Raw genomic sequence first — 20396 nt, forward strand, 5'->3', positions numbered from 1 at the left:
TATGAAAATAAATGTAATAGGCGTTCCCTTGAACTTGGGATGTGATCGGGAGGGCGTAGAGCGTGCCCCGAATCACCTCCGGGAACGGGGATTGATGAAGTTGATACGGGGAAACGGGCATCGTGCTTTCGATCTGGGTAACTTATATGTGCCTCCGGTTAGCGAGGCCGATAAATTCGCCCGGGGAAACAGCATGAAATACTTGGATGCCATCGTAGAGGTGAATAACAACTTGGCGGAGTTGGTTTATGATACCTTGAGAGGCGGCGCTTTCCCCTTGGTAATCGGTGGGGATCATTCGCTGGGCTTGGGAAGTGCCTCGGGCGTGGGCAAATGTTATGATGATTTCGGCATTATCTGGCTGGACGCTCATGGGGATATCAATACCAGCGAGACGTCACCCAGTGGTAATATCCACGGGATGCCTCTTAGCGCATTGATGGGGATGGGAAGCGAGGAGCTGGTGAATGTCTACGCACCCGGGAACAAGGTGAACCCGCAGAACGTATTCTTGGTCGGGACCCGCAGTCTGGATGAGGGCGAGTGGGATTTGATCGAGCGGGAGAAGCTGAGTGTCTATACGATGGAGACGATCCATCTGAAAGGTATCGGCTTCGTTGCGGAGGACATCAAGCGGAAATTGAAGGAACGGAAGATCCGCAACGTGCATTTCAGCATAGACGTGGATAGCATAGACCCCCGTTTCGCCCCGGGCACGGGAACCCGTGTGTGTGAGGGACTGATGCCGGATGAGTTCAATAACTTCGTGGATCATATGTTGTCTACGAATCTGGTTAAGTCGATGGATCTGGTAGAGCTGAATCCGGAACTGGACGTGAACGAGCAGACTACGAATCTTTGTTTGGAGATCATTGATTATATTACGGCCCGTCTGTAAAAAGAAAGCTCCTTGTTCCGGCATGAACCGGGTACAAGGAGCTTTGGTGATAAACCACTAGTCTATCGGTCTATCTTATTTACGGATATTATCGTAGTTGAAGCTATCGCTTAGATATTCATCCTCGGTAAATTTATTTCCTTGTGGTCCCCAATTACCCATAGCCAGTCTTGCGAGCATAGTCATCGGGTTGAAGTCGCTCATATCGCCACTAGCGGCGGCCAAAGAGACGGATTCCATTAATTTGCGCATGGAATGAGGATAATCCTCGTTGATCACCATGTTGCGGTATAAGGCAAGGATTCCATCTCCTTGCTCCTTACGGTTCCAAGTCAGTATATATGTACCGTCGTTGGCTTCTGCCTTCGCTTGGAGATCGGGTAGTTTGGCGGAGTTGGCGTCTGCTATGATAAAGGTTACGAAACCTTCCTTGTCCACTTCAGGCATTTCCTCGTCATAAATAGAGGCATACGAGTAGGACTCGGCTGACCCAAGGCATATAGACCAGTACCGTACATCGGCGGTGGCGTATTCGCTTACGCTTTTAGGAGCCGTAGGAGGAATGAAGCGGAAAGTAGCTACCTCGCCCTCATTCAATTTGATACGGGCGAATAGATATTCAGCCGGACTATTCGGATACATCAGGCTCAGCGGGGCACGCATGAACGGAAGCTGCTTCATGTCTACCGAGAAGTTCATAGGGGGTAATTGTAATGACTCATGGATATTACATTTCTCACGCTTCGGGAAATCCACTTCCTCACCTGTAGTCACATCGAAAGCTTGGATAGCAGGCATGTCCACGCCGCCATACTCATCGCCGCTATATTGTTTCGCCAAGTAAAGACGCATGAAAATGGAGACCATATTGACATCCTCCGGGAACTCACATACGTTCTTCATCGAGGCGCGTGCGCTGGCGGGGGTGTTAGCGGGAATGATGTAAATCGTATAGCCATTTGCTCCGTAGTCGTCTGTTTCCTTTACATAAGGGTTGATGGAGCTGTCATCGGGTTGGATATTTACGTCTTCAATGCTGGATACGTCTATTTGGGTCTCGTCGTTATAAACCGTGAAATTGAAGAAGCGTGACTTCGGGAACTTTCCAGTCAAACGAAGGCCGATGTTTGGATTATCTTTGTAAGAATAGGTGTATTCCCAATAATCGGCATAGATATCAGGAAAGGCCAGTAGGGTTTGATTGTCGCCTCGAAGCGTCTTGCCCCATTGTTCCTTGGGTTCCGGGTTGTTGATTTGAGTGGTATTCTCATCATCGTCGTCGCAAGCGGTGAACATACCCACAGTAAGGGCTACCAACATTAAGTAAAAAATCTTCTTCATGATTCTGTTCGTTAATTAATCTGTTTGTTATTAAAATGAGAGCGCAAAAGTATCTCATTTCCAATTAGGGTTGACCTATTGAAAATGAAATACCTTGGATAAGACCACAGAATCCTAGGAATGGAACAGCTAGAAGGGGTATCCGATAGCGAAATGGTAACCCATGCCGTCCTTGAATTTCGGGATATTGTAATAGCCTTTCTTTCCGGTATCGTAAGGGAGATGCAGACCGATACCCACGTCGAAACGGATGACGATAAAGGTGAGGTCGTAACGCAGGCCGAAGCCGGTTCCCAAGGCTAGATCCTTGAGGAAGCTACCCCATTTCAGTTGTCCGCCGGGACGATCCGGATCGTTCCGGATCAGCCAGATGTTACCGCTGTCGAGGAAAGTGGCCCCATGCAGGTCGCCAAGGATCGGGAAGCGGTATTCGAGGTTGGCCTCGAATTTAAGATCACCCGTACGGTCGATGTAAGCGTATTTATTGTTATCGCTGTTTTGATAGTAGCGTCCGGGACCGATGCTGCGGATCGTAAAAGCACGGATGCTATTCGCTCCGCCGATGTAGAATTGCTCGTTATAAGGGGAGGTACGGGCGTTGCCGTAGCTATAAATAGCGCCGGCCATTAATCGGCCTACGAGATATTGCTTATGCCCGAGGGCGTAATTATAACGTATCTCGGCGGTTCCCTTGATGAATTGGGCGAAGGGGTTGCCAAGTAATTCCTTATCCTCTTTATTGAATTTCTTCCCGGCTAACGCATAAATCCCATCCAAGACAAGGCCCGCTTGGGTAACGGATGCCTGCCACCAAAGATGGTTCCGGCGACTGGTGATCGGGGAGTCATCATAGGTATAGGTATAGTTCATGGCCGGGATGAATTGATTTTGCAAACTCTTCTTTAGGGCCTTGTTCACGTTGGTAATGCTGTCGAACTCATGCGTGGTATGCTGGAGCAAGTTGAACGTCAGCTTGAAAGGGGTGATGGAATGATGAGACGTGGCGGTAGGCTGGAACTCATACGAGGCGTCACCACCGAATGCCAGCAACTTGAAGAAACGGGCCCGGTTCATCTGGTCCGCATAGAGGCGGAAGGTGGTGCTGGCCGGGAAATTCATGTCCCGTTTGCTGAATGTAGGGAACAATACCCGTGGGAAAGTCAGCGTGGTAGTCAAGCCTAACTCATAACTGTTGATCTTGGAGTTGCTACCATCCAGCTTGTTGCCGGTCTGCCATTCGTAAGAGCCGCGGAGTTTCACGCCGAAGGTCTCGCCCCCTCCGAAGACATTCCGTTTGGTCACGCTGAAAATGGCGCCCGGACCCACTTGGTCGTTGCTCTTGGCGGTGACGTTCAACTCGAGCTCGCCGTCTAATGGAAGATCGTAGACCGTATTGATCCGCAGATCCAGCGTATCTTGGCGGCGCATGGTATCACGGGGGGAATATTGCAACTCGGCATAACGGAAGATACCCAAGCGGGACAGGGCCGTTTGCGTCCGTTCCTGCGCCCGCTGGTTATAAAGTTCCCCCGGCTTGAAATATAAACGGTTGTAAATGACCGAGGGGCGAACCCTTAGCTTGCCCTCATAATGGATCGTAAGGTCCTTATAGCGGATCGAGTCCGTGGGAGTCTCATTCTGGTAGCCGTTTAGCCAGACGGATATATCCCCGAGCTTCCAAGGGCGGAGGGCCGAGGGGGGAAGACTTTCCTTCGGGGCCACCCGTAAGGCCACTTTCCCGGGGTTCAACAAGGTATCCGCTTGATAGGTGATGAAATCGGGACGGAAATAGTAATATCCGTTGTTACGGAGCAAGGACGAGATGCGTTCCCGCTCGGCTTGCAATTGGACGACATTGAAATTCTCTCCTTTGTGGAGGATACGATCGCCGATCGTGGCATCGATCAATGAGTCGGCACGGTGACGGATATGGACGTATTGGATGCTGTCCAGCGTATACGGATCGTTCATGGTGACGCTATATTCCAGCTTCGCCTTCCGGGGATTCTTGGGATCGGGTATGACCTCGAAAGAGGTCTCTCCGTTGAAATAACCGTACTCGTTCAATAGATTCCGGGCTACCTTGACGCGGACATCCGGGTTCACGGTGGTGATCAGCACCGGTTTCGACGCCAGCTTGTTGAAGATCCACTTGCCGACCTTCCCTTTCTTGTTCACGAAAGCGTTGTAGACCCACAGGCCGAAAGGAAAAGGCACCCGGATCGAGGAGCTTCCCAGCAAGGCGTTGTTGGGGGGATAGGCTAGGGCGGCCTCGACCTCTTCCAAGGCGGCTTCGCCGGGTTTGGTCTTATCCTCGTTCTTCACCTCTATTTTCTTGATACCGGTATATAGGACCGCTCCCTCGGGAAGGTTCTTCGTGGTGGAGCAAGAGGTGAATAAGAAGGCCAGCAGCCCGAGTAGCGCCAGCGACGATAGGATCGCTCTTTGGGTAGACACCCCCCCTCGTCCTAGGAAAGTATCCTTCCCTGCTTTGGGAAGGCATGTTTCCCTGCTCTGGGAAGGCATGTTTCCCTGCTCTAGGAGGGCATCCTTCCTAAAATATATTAAAACGTTTTTCATATTCATTCCTTTTCTGTTTCCTCTTTCACTGGTTTCACTTTCGTTTTCTTGAAGTTGAATAGCTCCCTGAGATGCATCATTTTCTTGCGGAGCACGATACCGGCCCCGGTCTCCGTGATCTCGCCTTCCAGCAGGCTCTCGTAGTTCTTGTCGTGGAAAAGTTTGACGTAACGGGAGCCACTGCTGTCTAACCGATATTCTACGGATACGTTATCGATGAACGGCTGCGCCTGTCCATTGTTAATGTTCTCGCCGGTAGAGATACGGCCGCCTAGAACCACACGGATACGGTCATTATAGAATCGCTTGGCGAAGCGGAAGGAGTAGTCGGTACGGGTACCACCTCCGGCGTCGCCATTATCGTCGTACGTCTCCATGCCGAAGCTGATATCCACGGATTTCAAGGCGCTTCCGGCGATGTTGTTGATCTCGCTTTGCAAGAAGCTGGTCAAGGCGTCTCCCATATTCACGTTCACCTTGCCGCTACCGCCGCCGCCGAGGTACATGCCGGTCACGAGCATGCTGACAGCCAGCTTCGCCCGTTCCTCCGGGCCTTTCGAGGTCAGTTCCTCCTGCATCGCCATGTCTTCCGGGGCGGTGAGGGTAAATTGCAACCCTAGGTTCTCCAGTTGTTGGGTCAGTTCGATGCCTACGTCGAAATTTACCAAGCGGGGCGATGATTGCCCGGTTAGGGTGACGGACGTACGGACTCGCTCGGTAGCCGTAAGGTTCAAGGTCGGGTCCATGGGGTTGCCCGTCCATTGCACGTAGCTACCCTCTTGTACGTTGAACTCCTTCAATGGGATCACCGGGATGGAGTACTTGATGGTTCCACCCGTCAGCGTGTAGCGTCCGTTCAAGAACATATCGCCTTGCGGGGTATACTGGAAGGAAAGGTCACCGCCACCCTCCAAATTGATATGGTTGGACTGGTCGGGACTTAAATCCACGTTCGCTTGTACGGCGGGATCGATGTGGATCGTCATCAACATGTCCATGCCTCCCATCGGCAACGGGGGCTTACGAGGCATGCGCCGACGTAAAGTATCCGTGAAAGAGGTGAAGGTTACCATGTCCGACATACGGTCTTGCACGGTCAACGGGGAGTCTTTCAGCACGTAGGTGATATTCGTCCCGCCCAATAACTGCAAGTCCCCTCGCATGGTCAAGGCATCCAACGGCCCGCGTACGGTAGAATTCAAGTTGACGAACAGCTTTCCGTAGACAAGGCTTTCCTCGTTTTTCTTAACGTTCAGCAGTTGCAAGTTATTCGCCGTTAGTTTAAGATTGGCGGTCATGCGGGATAAATCGTTGAAATCCACTTCTCCGTTGATGATAAACGGATTCTTGTTGTATGCGTAAATACCATATTGGTTGAACAAGATTCGGTTGTTCTTTATCTCTATCTTCTTATCGTCGAAACGGAAGGTAGAACCTGCGGCGCCTACATAAACGGAGGCGGTATCGAGAATCAGATATCCCTCGGCCATGGGTTTATCGCTTTGTCCGCTGATAGCGAGCGTACCATCGAGGTCTCCGCCCATTTTCGCCATATCATCCGGAATGAACGGGTTGGCGATATCCAAGGGGAAGTGCATGAACTCGACAGTACCGCTGATATGGTCGGTCTCGCCCATCTGGTATAAGGCGGTAATGGCACTCACCTCTTTCCGGTCCCGGAAAAGGTGCATATCCACTTGATGGTTCCCCTGCTCTAAAGGTAGATAGACTGCGTTGAACATGAGTTCGCCGACCCGCTCGTTCTCATAATACAGATCATCAATGTTCATATCCGCCACGACCATGAAGGCCGAGTCGGAAGGAGCGTACTGGAAATCGGCGTTCAATATACCTTTCATCGGCGGGATATAACTGAATGCGTTGGAGATAACCCCAAGGTCGATCTGGTTCAACTCGGCGTGGACTTCCTCCATCTCGTCACTTTCCGCTTGGGAGTGTATCCAGAGGGCGGCGTTATTATCTCCGCTGAGTCGCAGGTTCGCCTCGATATCCTTCATGCTGCGTACCACGACGTAATTATCCGGGTTCAGCTTGAAAGGGCGGAACGCTATGATCGGGTCATCGGGGAAGAGATGGAACTTGACCCCGTTCTGTATCTTATCGGCCCGGATTCCGAGCAACAAGCCGGTCTCGCCTTTCCCGTCCTTGAAATAAAGGCGGGCGTCGCCGAAGCCATAACGTATTTGCCCGTCCAGCCCGGCGCTGAAAGGTTGTTGCTGCCTGTATTTATTCTTGATCACTTGGGCGCTATAGAGTAATCCGAGCGAATCTTGGTGCATCTCCGCCCGGATGGTATCGATCTGCATCGTATCCCGTGCCAGATCGTAAATGGAGGCATCCATGCGTATACCCGTTTCCGGTGAGGTATAGGCGTTCATGGCGATGCTCTTGAAATCTACGTAATAGGTTTGGAGATAGTTGTAGATCGGATTGTCCTGTCCTGCCCGTACCTCAAGGTACATATCGGGGAGGAGCGGGCGAAGGATCTCCAGATTGACAGTCGAGTCCCGTTCCAATTGGAGGGTGATATCGTTCGATACCTTAGTCAACTTATCCGTGATGTGGTGTATGCAATCATTACCCGTGAGGATGATCCCTAAATCCCCGGCGTGGAAAGACACACGGGTGGTATCGATATCCGTCCGGGCATGCAAGGTCAGCGTTTTCGGCTTGAAACTTTGTTTTGGGGTGACGACCTCCCAGTTTCCTAACGTAACGTCGATCGTGTTATCTTCATCCAGATTACTTTCTGCCTCGGCGAAGAGCTGGAAAGAGGTGGCGAAGGGATTTGCCATTAAGTGCATACCCTGTAAATCCATGTTCTCCACATCCGCTATCAACATCGCCTTCACCTCGTGCTTGTGGAGGGTCGCGTTTAAGGAGACATCCATTTTCGCCAACGGGTATTTGCTAAGCAGATCCACTTTCAGTAAGTTCTTTTCCAGAGAGCCATCGATGGATACGTCTGATACCGATGAGGCGCCGTAGCGTATATCCGATATCTTACCGTCCAGTTTGGCCCATGTACGTTCAGAGAAAGGGTCTGTGCCCCGGCCTTCTGCTTTAACAGAGGCGGTCAGCCAAAATAGAGAGTCTTTGGGCATGAAATGGGTAGGTTCCAGACTGTCTATCCGTAAATTAGCCTCATAAGCCAGTTGCACCGGATTATAGCGGGCGGTCAGACCTACTTTGCCTTTATCTTGGGTAAGAACAAGCTCGGTGCGGTATTCTTGATTTGCGACTGTAGCTTCCCCCTTCAACTGAATTCCTGCCGGAATGGCAAATTGATCCCGTTGGGAGGCGGGAAGCATCGCCAGCAAAAAGTCCAGATTACCGGATCGAGCCTTTAACTGAATCTCACCGGTTCGCCGGATGCTATCCGTCACGGACTCCATGCTACCCGTGACGTTCATCTGAAACGCTCCCGGCAGCATGATATCGCCTTGTGTGATACGTATACTGGAGAGGTTGCCTTCTACGCCAGCCGTAATAGCGAGAGGCTTGTCCGGGTAGGCTTTCTTGAAATCCTCTGGAAGAGAACCTGCCGCTATCAATAAATCTTCTTTCCCCAACGAGGCGTTTAACAGGGCTTTCATGCTACCTTGTGGGTGCTCCTCGAGGGAGCTCCAAGGGATAGTCGCTGTCAATCTCACTTCGGAATTTGGTGTCTGGAGAAGTAGGTCCGGTACGTCTATCTGTTCATGGTCACTCCGGACATTTCCTGCCAATGCCGAAACCTTGAGGCCGGAACGTTCTTCCACGAAGAATTCCTTGATGTGGGCGTTTATTTCTTTTCCTTGATATAAGATGGAATCGATAGAAGTGTTCAGGTTCGTTAAACTAATATGGGAGAAATCGAGTCCTTGCTCGGGTGCCGCGTAATTCCCGTCATAAGCGAATGTAGAATTCGTTATGTCAAAGTTTCTCGCCTTATATTGTTCCGCTCCAAGATCTACGAGGCCGTTATTTAGCCCGGCTTTATTTACGAAAGCCGTAAGGCGTAAGGAATCCGAGGGCATTTGTAGGGCGAAGGCTACCCGGTCCAAACTAATTTTATCCAGCTTGAGTACCCAGTTCAGAGGTGTGGAAGTCGTGTCTTCTTTCGAGGTTGAATCATTTAATAGAAGGGTAATGGCGGTATCGGATAAATCTACGGTATTAAATGTAGCTTTCTCCTCGGACAGGTCTATACGATCGGCGTGCAGGTAAAGCTTTCCCAAGAATCCTTTGATTTCCATACCTTCAATCATAGTCCCGGTGTTAACCTTTACGTTCCGGAGGTCGATCGCCTCTACCAATACTTGCTTCCGCAAAAGAGGAAGGGCACGAACCCGTACCGTCAAGCTCTGTAAACTCAACAAGGTATCGGCGGGAGGATTTACGACCTCGACACCCTTAACCGTAAGGTCTAACGGGAAAGATAGCCTAATCTGCTCGATCCCGATCTGCATACCAGTCGCTTTTCCCGCGTATTCGGTCGCTTTCCGTACCGCGAAGTTTTGGAAAGGAGGTATATATAGTAATATAGAGAGTAACAATACCAATGCGATCGGTATTAGGCATATCACTCCTATCCGTTTAATCCATACTCTCATGTTGATACGTTTCTCTTTTTCTTATTTGTTTATTTGCCTGTTTTTATGACGATCGCTCCGTTCGCGCCTCTTACCCCGTATTCACCGGCGTCTTTCAATACTTTTAATTCCGAGACATCTTCGACGGGAATCGTGTTTAGAACAGATAGGTCCATCGGTATACCGTCTACCACTACTAGCGGGTCACTAGGACTGTTTAGGGAAGCGCTCGCACGGATGCGTACGGAACCATCGGCGAATGTTATGCCACTCATCCTTCGTAGCAGGCAATAGAGATCCCGGCATCCGGTTTTCTGTATCTCTTCTTTATTCATAACGCTTGAGCTTACTATTTTGTTTCGTTCCCTTTCCATAATTTCTTTCAGGGCCTCATCCGGTTCAAAACTACGCTCTGCGTTGAATGTGCTATTCTCTAAAGTAATGGTTATATAATTGTATCCGTTGACCGGGACTTTGACTACATTTCTTGTTTTCTTAATAGTGACGAACAAGGTATCATTCAGGTTAGCCCCCGGGATGGTGAATACGCCATGTTTGTTCGTTTTCACGGTGATCGGATTCTGACTGCCTAGCGTGACCGGATAGCGTTTGATTATTTTATCGCTGATGTCACGCAATACACCGACTAAAGTATCATTCTGTGCCAAAAGTATTTGACTGCTGAATGATAAGATGATGATTGAAAGATAATGTATTGTTTTCATAGCTCAATCTTTTTAGCTGAACATAACACAAAGATAATATAATATTTCTTAAAGGCAGAGTTTTAGGGCAAATTCGTAATAGGTATTATTTTTACGTTTCTATGTGGTCTCATTTGTCGCTAAAATGAGATTACTATAAATGGAAATCATTACATTTGCCAAAATAAAATGAACGGTATGGAATTAGATTTAGCCTATTTGTGTAAGGAGGTTCGAGAAATAGCTCGTGCTTCTGCGACATTCTTAAAAGAAGAACGCCGAAAGTTTGACCGGAACTTAGTGGAGGAAAAAAGTGCTCATAACTATGTATCTTATGTGGATAAAGAATCGGAACGACAGATCATAGAGGCTTTGTCTACTTTGCTACCTGAGGCTGGTTTTATCGCGGAGGAAGGCTCTGGAAGTTTGACTGATGAGGAATATTGTTGGGTGATCGATCCATTGGACGGCACTTCAAACTATATTCATGATATTGCGCCTTATTGCGTGAGTATCGCTTTAAGAAATCGGAAGGAGTTATTGTTAGGAGTAGTCTATGAGGTGTGTAGGGACGAGTGTTTTTATGCAGTGAAAGGCGGTAAGGCTTACTTGGATGGGAATGAGATACATGTATCGGATGTCTCAGTACTGGATAACGCTTTCATTGCGTTGGGTTTCCCTTATAACTCTGATGATTATCGTCCGGTAGCTGCTCATTTGGTTGATAGGTTGTATGGTTTTGCGGGAGGTACCCGTTTGATGGGATCTGCCGCCGCTGAACTGTGTTATGTGGCAGCAGGACGTTTTGATGCCCGTATAGAGGCCTTTTTAGGCCCTTGGGACGTAGCTGCTGGTGCCTTGATTTTATTGCAGGCCGGAGGAAAAATATCGGATTTCAATGGCGGAGGGAACTGGGTTTCTGGTGAGCAGGTAGTTGCCAGCAATGGCAAGATTCATTCTCTTGCGTTGTCTTTGTTGCCCTAATACTAGGGTAATCCTGCGTATTCTAGTGCTTCTGTGTGTATTTAAAAGGTAAAAGAGTTTAAACTTACTTCTTATTTGCGGGGTGTTTGATCCGTTTTGATTTTCAAAACAGATGGAGGAATACAAATACCCGTAAATCCTTGTATGTGTCTAATTCAGTAAAAATCAAGACTTTTAGGATTAGAGATTTTACTTACATTTGTGGAAAATAAAAATGTTACAGAGTATGAAAAACAATCTATACGTCTTTTTTCTGTTCTTTATTACTGGACTAATGTCATGTAGCCATCACTCAGGTCTATATGAACATGCGGAAAAGATAATGTCCCAACATCCCGATAGCGTTTTAACATTGCTATCAACAATACAAGATGTAAATGATCTTTCAGAAAAGGATCGTGCTATGTACTATCTACTTTTGACAGAAGCTCAAAATAAAACTTATGTCAAACCTACTTCAGATTCGTTGATCGCTATTTCTACTGAATACTTTGATAAAACCGAAGATTGGGGAAGAAAAGCAAAAGCTTGGTATTATAGAGGAAGAGTCAATCAGGACCTTGGCGATGCTCTTCATGCGCAAGACTATTATTTGAAAGCATTACGAAATAGTGATAAAGTTTTGGATTATGTTTTACTGGGTCGTATTAGTTATAGTTTAGGAATGCTTTATACTTATCAGAATGTTTATGAAAAAGCAATTCCATTTCAGAAAAAGGCTTTAGATTATTTTAGGGAAGTTCAAGATTCTATTGGCCAATCATTTGTTTTAAGGGATATAGGCAGAACTTATACCTCTTTATCAAAGCTAGATAGTGCTTGCTTTTTCTATGAGTATGCGTTGAATTATGCGAATAATCTTAGTAAACCCTCTATTTTTAGTGAATTAGGAAATGTCTGTATGGAGTTAGGTGATTATAAAAAAGCTTATGACTTTCTTCAATTGTCTTTGGAATATTCTACGGATGTGTCTTTGTTGTATCCTACTTATTTAACTTTAGGAGACCTATTTTCAAGAATAGGGCCGATAGATTCTGCGTATGTTTATTTAGAAATGTGTAAAGAAAGCCATTCATGTTCAACACAAGCAGGCGCTTACTATTATTTGGCAAAACTAGAAAAAGAGCAGAAACACTGGAAAAATTATGCAATGTTTCAAGAAGTTTATGAACAACTACGTGACTCAACTAATAAGATAAAACAAACAGAGTCTATTCGAAAGATGCAAGATTTATATAACTATCACCAAGTAGAGGCAAAATATATGCAAACTCAGATTGCATTAAATAAGACAATCATAAATTTTCTCATTGTAGGTATTTTTGCTTTAAGTGCTATTGTAATATTGGTTTTCGTGATAGTTATGGTGTACAAAAGATTAAACAATAAAAAGAAACATCTGCAGGAACAGAGGCGAAAGCTAGATGCTTTGAAAGAAAAACAACGAAAAGATAGAGAACGTATAGAAAAAAATGAAAAGATTATAGCTAAGCTAGAGAAGCAGATACAAGAGTCTTCCATCGCTTTTGATGAAAAAGAGAAAGAACTTATGCTTTTGAGAAAAGAACGTTTGGAGGCAGAAAACAAGAATTTGAAGTATGCGGAAACCGAGAATGAGCTTTTATTAAATCGATTTTTAACATCGGACATTTATTATCGTTTTCATATGAAAGAAGACTGGAGACCAAAAGAGAATGATTGGGAGGAATTATATAAAGCTTTGGATGAGACATATGATGGCTTTACCCATAGGCTCATGGGAGTTGCTAAAAAATTGACAAGTACAGAACTGCGTGTAAGTTGTTTAGTAAAGTCTAATGTTCCTCCCGTTACAATAGCGATGCTAATCGTTACCACTCCAACAAACGTGTCTATGATTCGTAAACGACTATATGAGAAAATACATTCACAGAAAGGCTCTTCTGAGAAATTTGATAGATTCATACAGGAGTTTTAATGATGATTGTGCATAATTTGTGCAATTTTAGTTCATGTTTTTGTAAGTAATGTATGGTATGTTTGCTCCCATGTTTTTATAAAAATATCATGCATTATGAAAAATGTAAACAAATTCACTGTTGTTGCGATTTTATTCGCATTGTTTTTAACTAATTCTGTTTTAGGAGATAATATTCCTACGGAAGGAAAATGGAGAGATGAATATTATCGTTCGGCAGATGCCCCATTACCTCCAGTTGCATCAATCGAAGGAGATATCCTTTCCTTGGACTTTGAAGATGCTTTATCAAACTTGACTGTATGTGTCATGAATGATAGAGGTGTGAAAATTTATGAGGATGTTGTTTCTTCAGAGGCAGGTGGAACTTATTCATTTTCTTTAGCGGGAGAAACAAGTGGCCAATATCAAGTTGTACTATTACACCAATTGGGACACTTGACCGGTAACTTTACCTTGGAATAAAAAATTAAAAGGTTTTGTAAGAAGAAAGAGCTGTTATACTTCTCGGTAAAATGGGAAACACAGCTCTTTTTTTATTAAGACAATTGTGCCAAATTCGAATCTTTACTTGGATACATATATATACATGTTTTAGCGCTAAATGTATCATCAATCAGTTGGGAGTCATTCTGTTTATTGTGTATTTCTTAAAAATAGGCTCCGTTGTAGCCTACTTTACTATACATGGAAATTGCGATTAGTATTAATAGAAATTCAAAATACTATGGATACTAATCGGAGCTTGGATGGATGTAATTTCTTTGCATTCTGATTATCAGATGTATAGATGATAATCTGGAAATATTGGGCTTATTGTGCTTTTTTAGAAATTAAATTAGGTGTGGTTGGCCTAGTTTTATTTCCAAATGGTGTTATATCATGATTCTTATAACATGAAAAATTCATAGTTGTGAAATTTTATAGGATTTAGCTGTTAAAATCAATATGGATTTCCCCCTTGTCTAAGAAATGACAGGACAATACTATTATATATGCCGTTTATTCTGTATTTTTGCCAGAAAAATTAGCAGACATGGCTGAAAGCAAAGTTGAACACCTATTGGATAGCATTCATTTTCCGGAAGACTTGAGACATTTGTCACAGGATAAGTTGGAGCAGGTATGTGCCGATTTGCGTCAATATATTATCGATGTTTTGTCTGAGAATCCCGGTCACCTAGGTGCAAGCCTTGGTACGGTAGAGCTGACAGTCGCCCTTCATTATGTATTCAATACCCCCTATGACCGTATTGTCTGGGATGTCGGGCATCAAGCTTACGGACATAAAATACTTACAGGAAGGAAAGATATTTTCCATACGCTCCGTAAGTTTAAAGGAATTAGCGGCTTCCCTAATCCGGCGGAAAGCGAGTATGACGCTTTTATCGCCGGACACGCCTCAAATTCAATCTCTGCGGCGATGGGTATGTCGGTAGCCTCGGCCTTGAAGAAGGAACTGGATCGCCATGTGATCGCCGTGATCGGGGATGGCGCTATGACCGGAGGACTCGCCTTCGAGGGGTTGAATAATGCGTCTGCCAACCCTAATAATTTGTTGATTATCCTGAATGATAACGATATGGCGATAGATCATAGCGTAGGTGGTCTTAGCCAGTATTTAGTGGATATAACGACGAGTCAAGCCTATAATAAAATGAGATACGATGTGTATCGAGGCTTAAAGAAGATCAAGCTCATCAATAACGATCGCCGGGAAAACATCTTACGTTTTAACAATAGCCTTAAAGCATTGCTTACCCAGCAACATAATTTATTTGAAGGCTTCAGCATCCGTTACTTCGGTCCGGTGGATGGGCATGATGTAAATTATCTGGTGAAGGTATTGAATGATATAAAAGATATGCAAGGCCCTAAGCTGTTGCATATCAAAACGAAAAAAGGAAAAGGCTTTAAACCTGCGGAAGAGTCCGCTACGGAATGGCATGCTCCCGGAAAGTTCAATAAGGAAACCGGCCAGCGTATTATCGTTCGTAAATTAGATGAGCCTCAATTATATCAAGACGTATTCGGTCATACATTGGTAGAGCTTGCGGAGAATGATGAACGTATTGTAGGCGTAACTCCGGCTATGCCTTCCGGTTGCTCGATGACTTATATGATGAAAGCCTTCCCGGATCGTGCGTTTGACGTGGGAATTGCGGAAGGACATTCCGTAACTTTCTCTGCTGGATTAGCTAAGGAGAGAATGATACCTTTCTGCAACGTGTATTCCTCGTTTATGCAGCGTGCGTATGATATGGTTATCCATGATGTAGCTTTGCAAAAACTACATATGGTGATCTGTCTGGATCGTGCGGGATTAGTGGGAGAGGATGGAGCTACACATCATGGCGTGTTTGATTTAGCATATCTTCGTCCGATACCGAATTTGGTAATCGCTTCCCCATTGAATGAGTTGGATTTACGGAATTTGATGTATACAGGCTATGCCGCTTTTGATGGCCCGTTCGTAATCCGTTACCCTAGAGGTAAGGGGGAGATGAAAGATTGGCGTAACGAGATGCAAGTATTGCCTATAGGAAAAGGGAAAAAGTTGCGTGACGGGGATGATATCGCCGTACTTTCTATCGGACCGATCGGAAACGAGGTGATCAAAGCCATCGAGATGGTGAAAGAAGAGAGGGTATCGATAGCCCATTACGATATGATCTACTTGAAACCGTTGGATGAGGAGCTGTTGCATGAGATCGGGCAGAAATATAACCGTATTATTACGGTAGAGAATGGAGTGATAAAAGGAGGTTTTGGTAGCGCTGTCCTTGAGTTTATGGCAGACAATGGCTATACGCCTCATGTAAAGCGTATCGGAGTGCCGGATGCGTTTATCGAGCATGGTTCTATACCGGAACTGTATCAATTATGTGGTATGGATGCCGAGAGTATCGCGAAACAGTTGAAAAAGGAGAATTGATTATTGTCAATTAATAAAATATGAAAATTGTCATAGCCGGTGCGGGAGAAGTAGGTACACATTTAGCGAAAATGTTATCTCAAGAGAATCAGGACATCATTTTGATGGATCCGAATGAGGAACGGCTGAATTTCTCAAAATCTAGCATGGAGATTCTCCCTATGGTCGGGAATCCGACCTCGCTTAGAGATTTGGAGGAGGCGGGGATCAAGAAAGCGGACTTGTTCGTAAGTGTTACTCCCGAGGAGACTACCAATGTAACGGCTTGTATGTTGGCTCATAATCTAGGAGCGCATCGTACGTTGGCCCGAATCAATAATTACGAATATTTATTGCCTAAAAATAAAGAGCTGTTCGAGAAACTGGGAATCAACTCGATGATTTACCCTGAGATGTTGGCGGCTAAGGAGATCGTGACAGCTGTACGCCGTCCGTGGACACGCCAATATTGGGAGCTGTTTGGTGGAGCTTTAATTCTGATAGGTGTTAAAGTTCGGGATAATTCCCGTTTGGTGAACCGGGTATTGGCCGAATTGCTAAATGAGCAGAAGCTATATCATATTGTCGCTATTAAGCGAAAGAACGAGACGATAATCCCCCGTGGTACGGACCGGATAGAGTCTGGTGACATCGTGTTCTTTACGACGACCCGATCTCATATAGAGGATGTACGCTTACTGGCCGGAAAGAAAGATCCGGAAGTAAAGAAGGTTATTATTATGGGAGGAAGCCGTATCGCTATCCGTGCTTGCCAATATTTACCTAATAACATCCGGGTAAAAGTAATTGAGGCTAATAAAGAGAAAAGTCATCGAATCGCTGAGGTAGTGCCTAGTAATGTCTTGATTATAAACGGAGACGGCCGTGATACTGATTTGTTGATGCAAGAAGGCATCAAGGATGCGCAGACTTTTATAGCTTTGACGGAAAATTCCAGCACGAATATATTGGCATGTCTGGCCGCTAAGCGTTTAGGTGTGTTTAAGACAATCGCTAAGATTGAGAATATTGATTATATCCAATTGGCGGAAAGTATGGACATCGGTTCGGTTATCAACAAAAAGCTGATAGCGGCCAGCCATATCTATCAATTTCTTCTGGATGCGGATGTCTCTAACGTGAAATGTTTGACCTTTGCGAATGCGGATGTAGCGGAGTTGGTGGCTCGACCGGATTCAAAGATTACCAAGAAACAAGTCAAGGATCTCCGTCTGCCGAAAGATATGACTCTCGGTGGGTTGATTCGTGACGGTGAACCTATGATGATCAAGGGTGATACTCAGATACAGGCATACGATCATGTTGTCGTATTCTGCTTGGATACGGCTATGCGTAAGCTGGAGGACTACTTTAACTAGTTGATAGTTATGTTGAACGTACGTTTTATAGTGAAGATGCTAGGGGTGATGTTCATCCTTGAGACTTTTTTTATGCTGGCTGCTACTGTCGTAGCCTTCCTTTATCGGGGGAGTGATGTATATCCGCTTCTTATTTCAAGCGGAATCTTATTCGGGACCGGTTTTTTGTTCTACTCTATGGGCTTTAAGGCGAATGAACACTCGGCCGGCCGGCGGGAAGGAATGTTGATCGTGACATTGACATGGATTTTATTCTCTTTATTTGGAATGTTACCATTCTATATAGGAGGATATATAGATAATGTGACCGATGCCTTTTTCGAGACCATGTCCGGATTTACGACTACAGGCTCTACTATTTTAACGAATATAGAAGCGTTGCCTAAAGGTATCTTATTCTGGCGGAGTCTTACACAGTGGCAGGGAGGTATCGGTATGGTCGTATTCACCGTGGCTTTGATGCCTATTTTCGGAGGTGGTGCCTCGCAGATGTTTGATGCCGAAACGCCCGGTATAACCCATGAACGTTTTCGTCCTCGTATTACGCAAGTCGCTAAACGCCTGTGGGGGGTGTATGTTTTTCTGACACTTTTTTTAGTCGGCCTTTTATGGGCTGGTCCGATGAATTTGTATGATGCGGTAAATCATGCGTTCACGGCTATATCTACTGGTGGATATTCAACCAAAAACGCAAGTATCGCTTATTGGAATTCCTCTTATATAGAGTATGTAATAACTATTTTCATGTTTATCGGAGCTACCAATATGACATTGGTTTATTTCTGTTTTAATGGAAATGTGAAGAAATTGATTAAAGATGAGGAGTTTCGCTGGTTTTTCTTTTTTGTTTTAGGCGCTATTATCGTTGTCATGGTGTGGATCTTGTACCTTGGATTCGCCTCGGATGTAGAGAATGCGTTCCGTAAGGCGGCTTTCCAAGTGGTGACCTTGGTTTCTACCTGTGGATTCGCTACGGATGACTATATTCCTTGGGGACCGTTTTTCTGGTTTATCGCATTGATCTTGATGTTTATTTGTGGATGCGCCGGATCTACTTGCGGTGGCTTGAAGATGGGACGCTTCGTTATTTTAACGAAGAATCTCTCCAATGAATTTAAGAAACAGACACATCCCCATGCGGTGATTCCAGTACGAATGAACGGGCATGTCGTATCTGGTGATATCGTACATCGTGTGTTAGCTTTTGTGTTCGCTTATATTACGTTAATCGTGGTGAGCTGTTTGGCTTTATCTTTGGATGGGATGGGATTTTCGGAGGCGATTGGTGCCGCTGTTTCTGCTATAAGTAACGTAGGGCCCGGCTTGGGAACGCTTGGTCCGGTAAGTAATTTTGCGGATGTTCCCACGGTGTCGAAATGGTTTCTGTCTTTTTTGATGTTAACAGGGCGTCTGGAGATATTTACGGTATTAACGATATTAGTCCCCGGTTTTTGGAAACAGTAAAATTATTGAAAATGAAAAGTATACAGGTCATTGCTAGTCTGCTGTGTGGTATTCTGTATTGTGGGATTTCTTTAAATGCCCAGAATGTATTGAAAGCAACAGGTTGGATGCCAGAGCACACATTTACTTCCGGAATAGAAGGTCCGGCTGTAGATAGCGAAGGAAATTTATATGCCGTAAATTATAAGAAAGAAGGGACGATCGGTATTGTACGCCCAGATGGTAGCCATGGCTGTTTTCTCGTTTTGCCGGAAGGATCTACCGGGAATAGTATCCGCTTCGGGAAAGACGGAAATATGTACGTGGCGGATTATACAGGGCATAATATCTTAAAAGTGGATATGAAATCTAAGAAGATCAGTGTATTCGCTCATGAGCCAAAGATGAATCAACCAAACGATATTGTATTTGCCTCCAATGGAAATATCTATGCGAGTGACCCGGATTGGCCGAATCAAAAAGGCCAACTTTGGTTGATTACCCCGGATGCGAAAGTCTCCTTATTGGAGACGAATATGGGAACGACTAATGGCATCGCTGTGAGTGAGGATGGTAAACGCTTGTACATTAATGAATCTGCTCAATTAAAAGTCTGGGTATATGATATATGCCCGGATGGTACTTTAAGGAATAAACGTCTATTTCATACTTTTGAGGGGTACGGTATGGATGGTATGAAGTGTGACGAGAAAGGAAATCTTTATATTTGCCGTTATGATAAGGGTACTATAGCTTTGTTAAATCCGCAAGGAGATTTAGTTGAAGAGATTCAATTGACAGGAAAGCAGCCGTCTAACTTAACATTTGGAGGACCTGATCATCGTCAATGTTATGTGACATTGCAGGATCGGGGTTGTTTTGAAACCTTTAAGGTTCCTTATCCGGGAAAAGAATGGTAACCCGATATACGTTTTTGATTAATTTTGCGTTATAATAGGTACGGAATATTAAAAAGATATATAGATGATAGAATATATAAAGGGTGAAATCGTGGAACTTACACCTACACGTATGATTTTGGAGTGTGGTGGTATAGGCTACGAGCTGAATATATCCTTGAATACATATAGTGCGTTTGGGAACAAGACTACCGGAAAAATATATATATATGAGGTAATCCGGGAAGATGCTCATTTACTATTTGGCTTTGCCGAGAAAATCGAAAGGGAGTTGTTCCTTTTGCTTACTTCCGTTTCTGGAGTGGGACCGAATACCGCACGCATGATCCTTTCTTCTCTACCGCCATCCGAATTGGTTCAAGTGATCGGTTCGAAGAATGAGGCCGCATTGACTGCCGTGAAAGGGATTGGTTTGAAGACGGCCCAGCGTATCTTGGTAGATTTGAAAAATAAGGTGAAACCTATGGAGAGTATGGCCGGAAACTTGCCGGAGGCATCAGTCTCTAATGGAGCGGTAACCGAGGAGGCCGTAGCCGCATTGGTTATGTTAGGTTTCCAGAAAGCGGCTTCGCAAAAAGCGGTATCCGCTATTTTGAAAGGCTCGCCCACTTTAGCTGTGGAACAAGTAATTAAAACTGCGCTTAGAATGCTTTGATAATTGACAATTGAGGATTAACGATT

The 20396-nt window shown here is 45.2% G+C and carries 13 protein-coding genes; 9 read left to right on the plus strand and 4 right to left on the minus strand.

The window, feature by feature from the left end:
• The first annotated feature begins 1 nt into the window (after position 1).
• The gene (gene rocF / locus NBH07_RS12740) at positions 2-898 is read left to right on the plus strand and encodes an arginase (RefSeq protein ID WP_009018398.1); all 897 of its coding nucleotides are present in this window, start codon (positions 2-4) and stop codon (positions 896-898) included.
• A 75-nt stretch (positions 899-973) separates the two neighbouring features.
• On the opposite strand, the gene NBH07_RS12745 is transcribed toward rocF, so the two are convergent.
• From NBH07_RS12745 to NBH07_RS12760, 4 genes are all read right to left on the minus strand, one after another.
• Positions 974-2239: a hypothetical protein gene (locus tag NBH07_RS12745; RefSeq protein WP_009018397.1), complete on the minus strand. Its 1266-nt coding sequence runs from the start codon at positions 2237-2239 to the stop codon at positions 974-976.
• 129 nt (positions 2240-2368) lie between these two features.
• Entirely contained in the window at positions 2369-4819 is a 2451-nt protein-coding gene (gene tamL, locus NBH07_RS12750; protein WP_039848978.1) for a translocation and assembly module lipoprotein TamL, read from the minus strand.
• Positions 4820-4821: 2 nt separating this feature from the next.
• A complete protein-coding gene (locus NBH07_RS12755) occupies positions 4822-9435 on the minus strand; it encodes a translocation/assembly module TamB domain-containing protein (protein ID WP_009018395.1) in 4614 nt (1537 codons plus the stop codon).
• Positions 9436-9464: 29 nt separating this feature from the next.
• Complete coding sequence (locus tag NBH07_RS12760; protein ID WP_009018394.1) at positions 9465-10139, minus strand: TonB-dependent receptor plug domain-containing protein; 675 nt, start codon at positions 10137-10139, stop codon at positions 9465-9467.
• Between the two features lie 177 nt (positions 10140-10316).
• Between NBH07_RS12760 and NBH07_RS12765 the strand changes: the two genes are divergently transcribed.
• The 8 genes from NBH07_RS12765 (at position 10317) to ruvA (ending at position 20370) form a co-directional block, all read left to right on the plus strand.
• Positions 10317-11102: an inositol monophosphatase family protein gene (locus NBH07_RS12765; protein WP_009018393.1), complete on the plus strand. Its 786-nt coding sequence runs from the start codon at positions 10317-10319 to the stop codon at positions 11100-11102.
• Between the two features lie 226 nt (positions 11103-11328).
• Positions 11329-13059, plus strand: coding sequence for a tetratricopeptide repeat protein (locus NBH07_RS12770; protein ID WP_005861040.1), 1731 nt, complete (start codon positions 11329-11331; stop codon positions 13057-13059).
• 96 nt (positions 13060-13155) lie between these two features.
• On the plus strand, positions 13156-13524 hold the full coding sequence (locus tag NBH07_RS12775) for a DUF3244 domain-containing protein (protein WP_005861041.1): 369 nt from the start codon (positions 13156-13158) through the stop codon (positions 13522-13524).
• 571 nt (positions 13525-14095) lie between these two features.
• Positions 14096-15994: a 1-deoxy-D-xylulose-5-phosphate synthase gene (dxs, locus tag NBH07_RS12780; protein ID WP_009018392.1), complete on the plus strand. Its 1899-nt coding sequence runs from the start codon at positions 14096-14098 to the stop codon at positions 15992-15994.
• Positions 15995-16014: 20 nt separating this feature from the next.
• Positions 16015-17352 carry a Trk system potassium transporter TrkA gene (trkA, locus tag NBH07_RS12785; RefSeq protein ID WP_005861043.1) on the plus strand — a complete coding sequence of 446 codons (1338 nt, stop codon included), beginning with the start codon at positions 16015-16017 and terminating at the stop codon, positions 17350-17352.
• A gap of 9 nt (positions 17353-17361) precedes the next feature.
• The gene (locus NBH07_RS12790) at positions 17362-18816 is read left to right on the plus strand and encodes a TrkH family potassium uptake protein (protein WP_008780644.1); all 1455 of its coding nucleotides are present in this window, start codon (positions 17362-17364) and stop codon (positions 18814-18816) included.
• A gap of 11 nt (positions 18817-18827) precedes the next feature.
• Complete coding sequence (locus NBH07_RS12795) at positions 18828-19715, plus strand: SMP-30/gluconolactonase/LRE family protein (protein WP_005861047.1); 888 nt, start codon at positions 18828-18830, stop codon at positions 19713-19715.
• A 64-nt stretch (positions 19716-19779) separates the two neighbouring features.
• Entirely contained in the window at positions 19780-20370 is a 591-nt protein-coding gene (gene ruvA / locus NBH07_RS12800; RefSeq protein WP_005866654.1) for a Holliday junction branch migration protein RuvA, read from the plus strand.
• Positions 20371-20396: the final 26 nt, after the last annotated feature.

Source organism: Parabacteroides sp. B2-S-102, assembly GCF_023656665.1.
In the GTDB taxonomy this organism is placed as follows: domain Bacteria; phylum Bacteroidota; class Bacteroidia; order Bacteroidales; family Tannerellaceae; genus Parabacteroides; species Parabacteroides distasonis.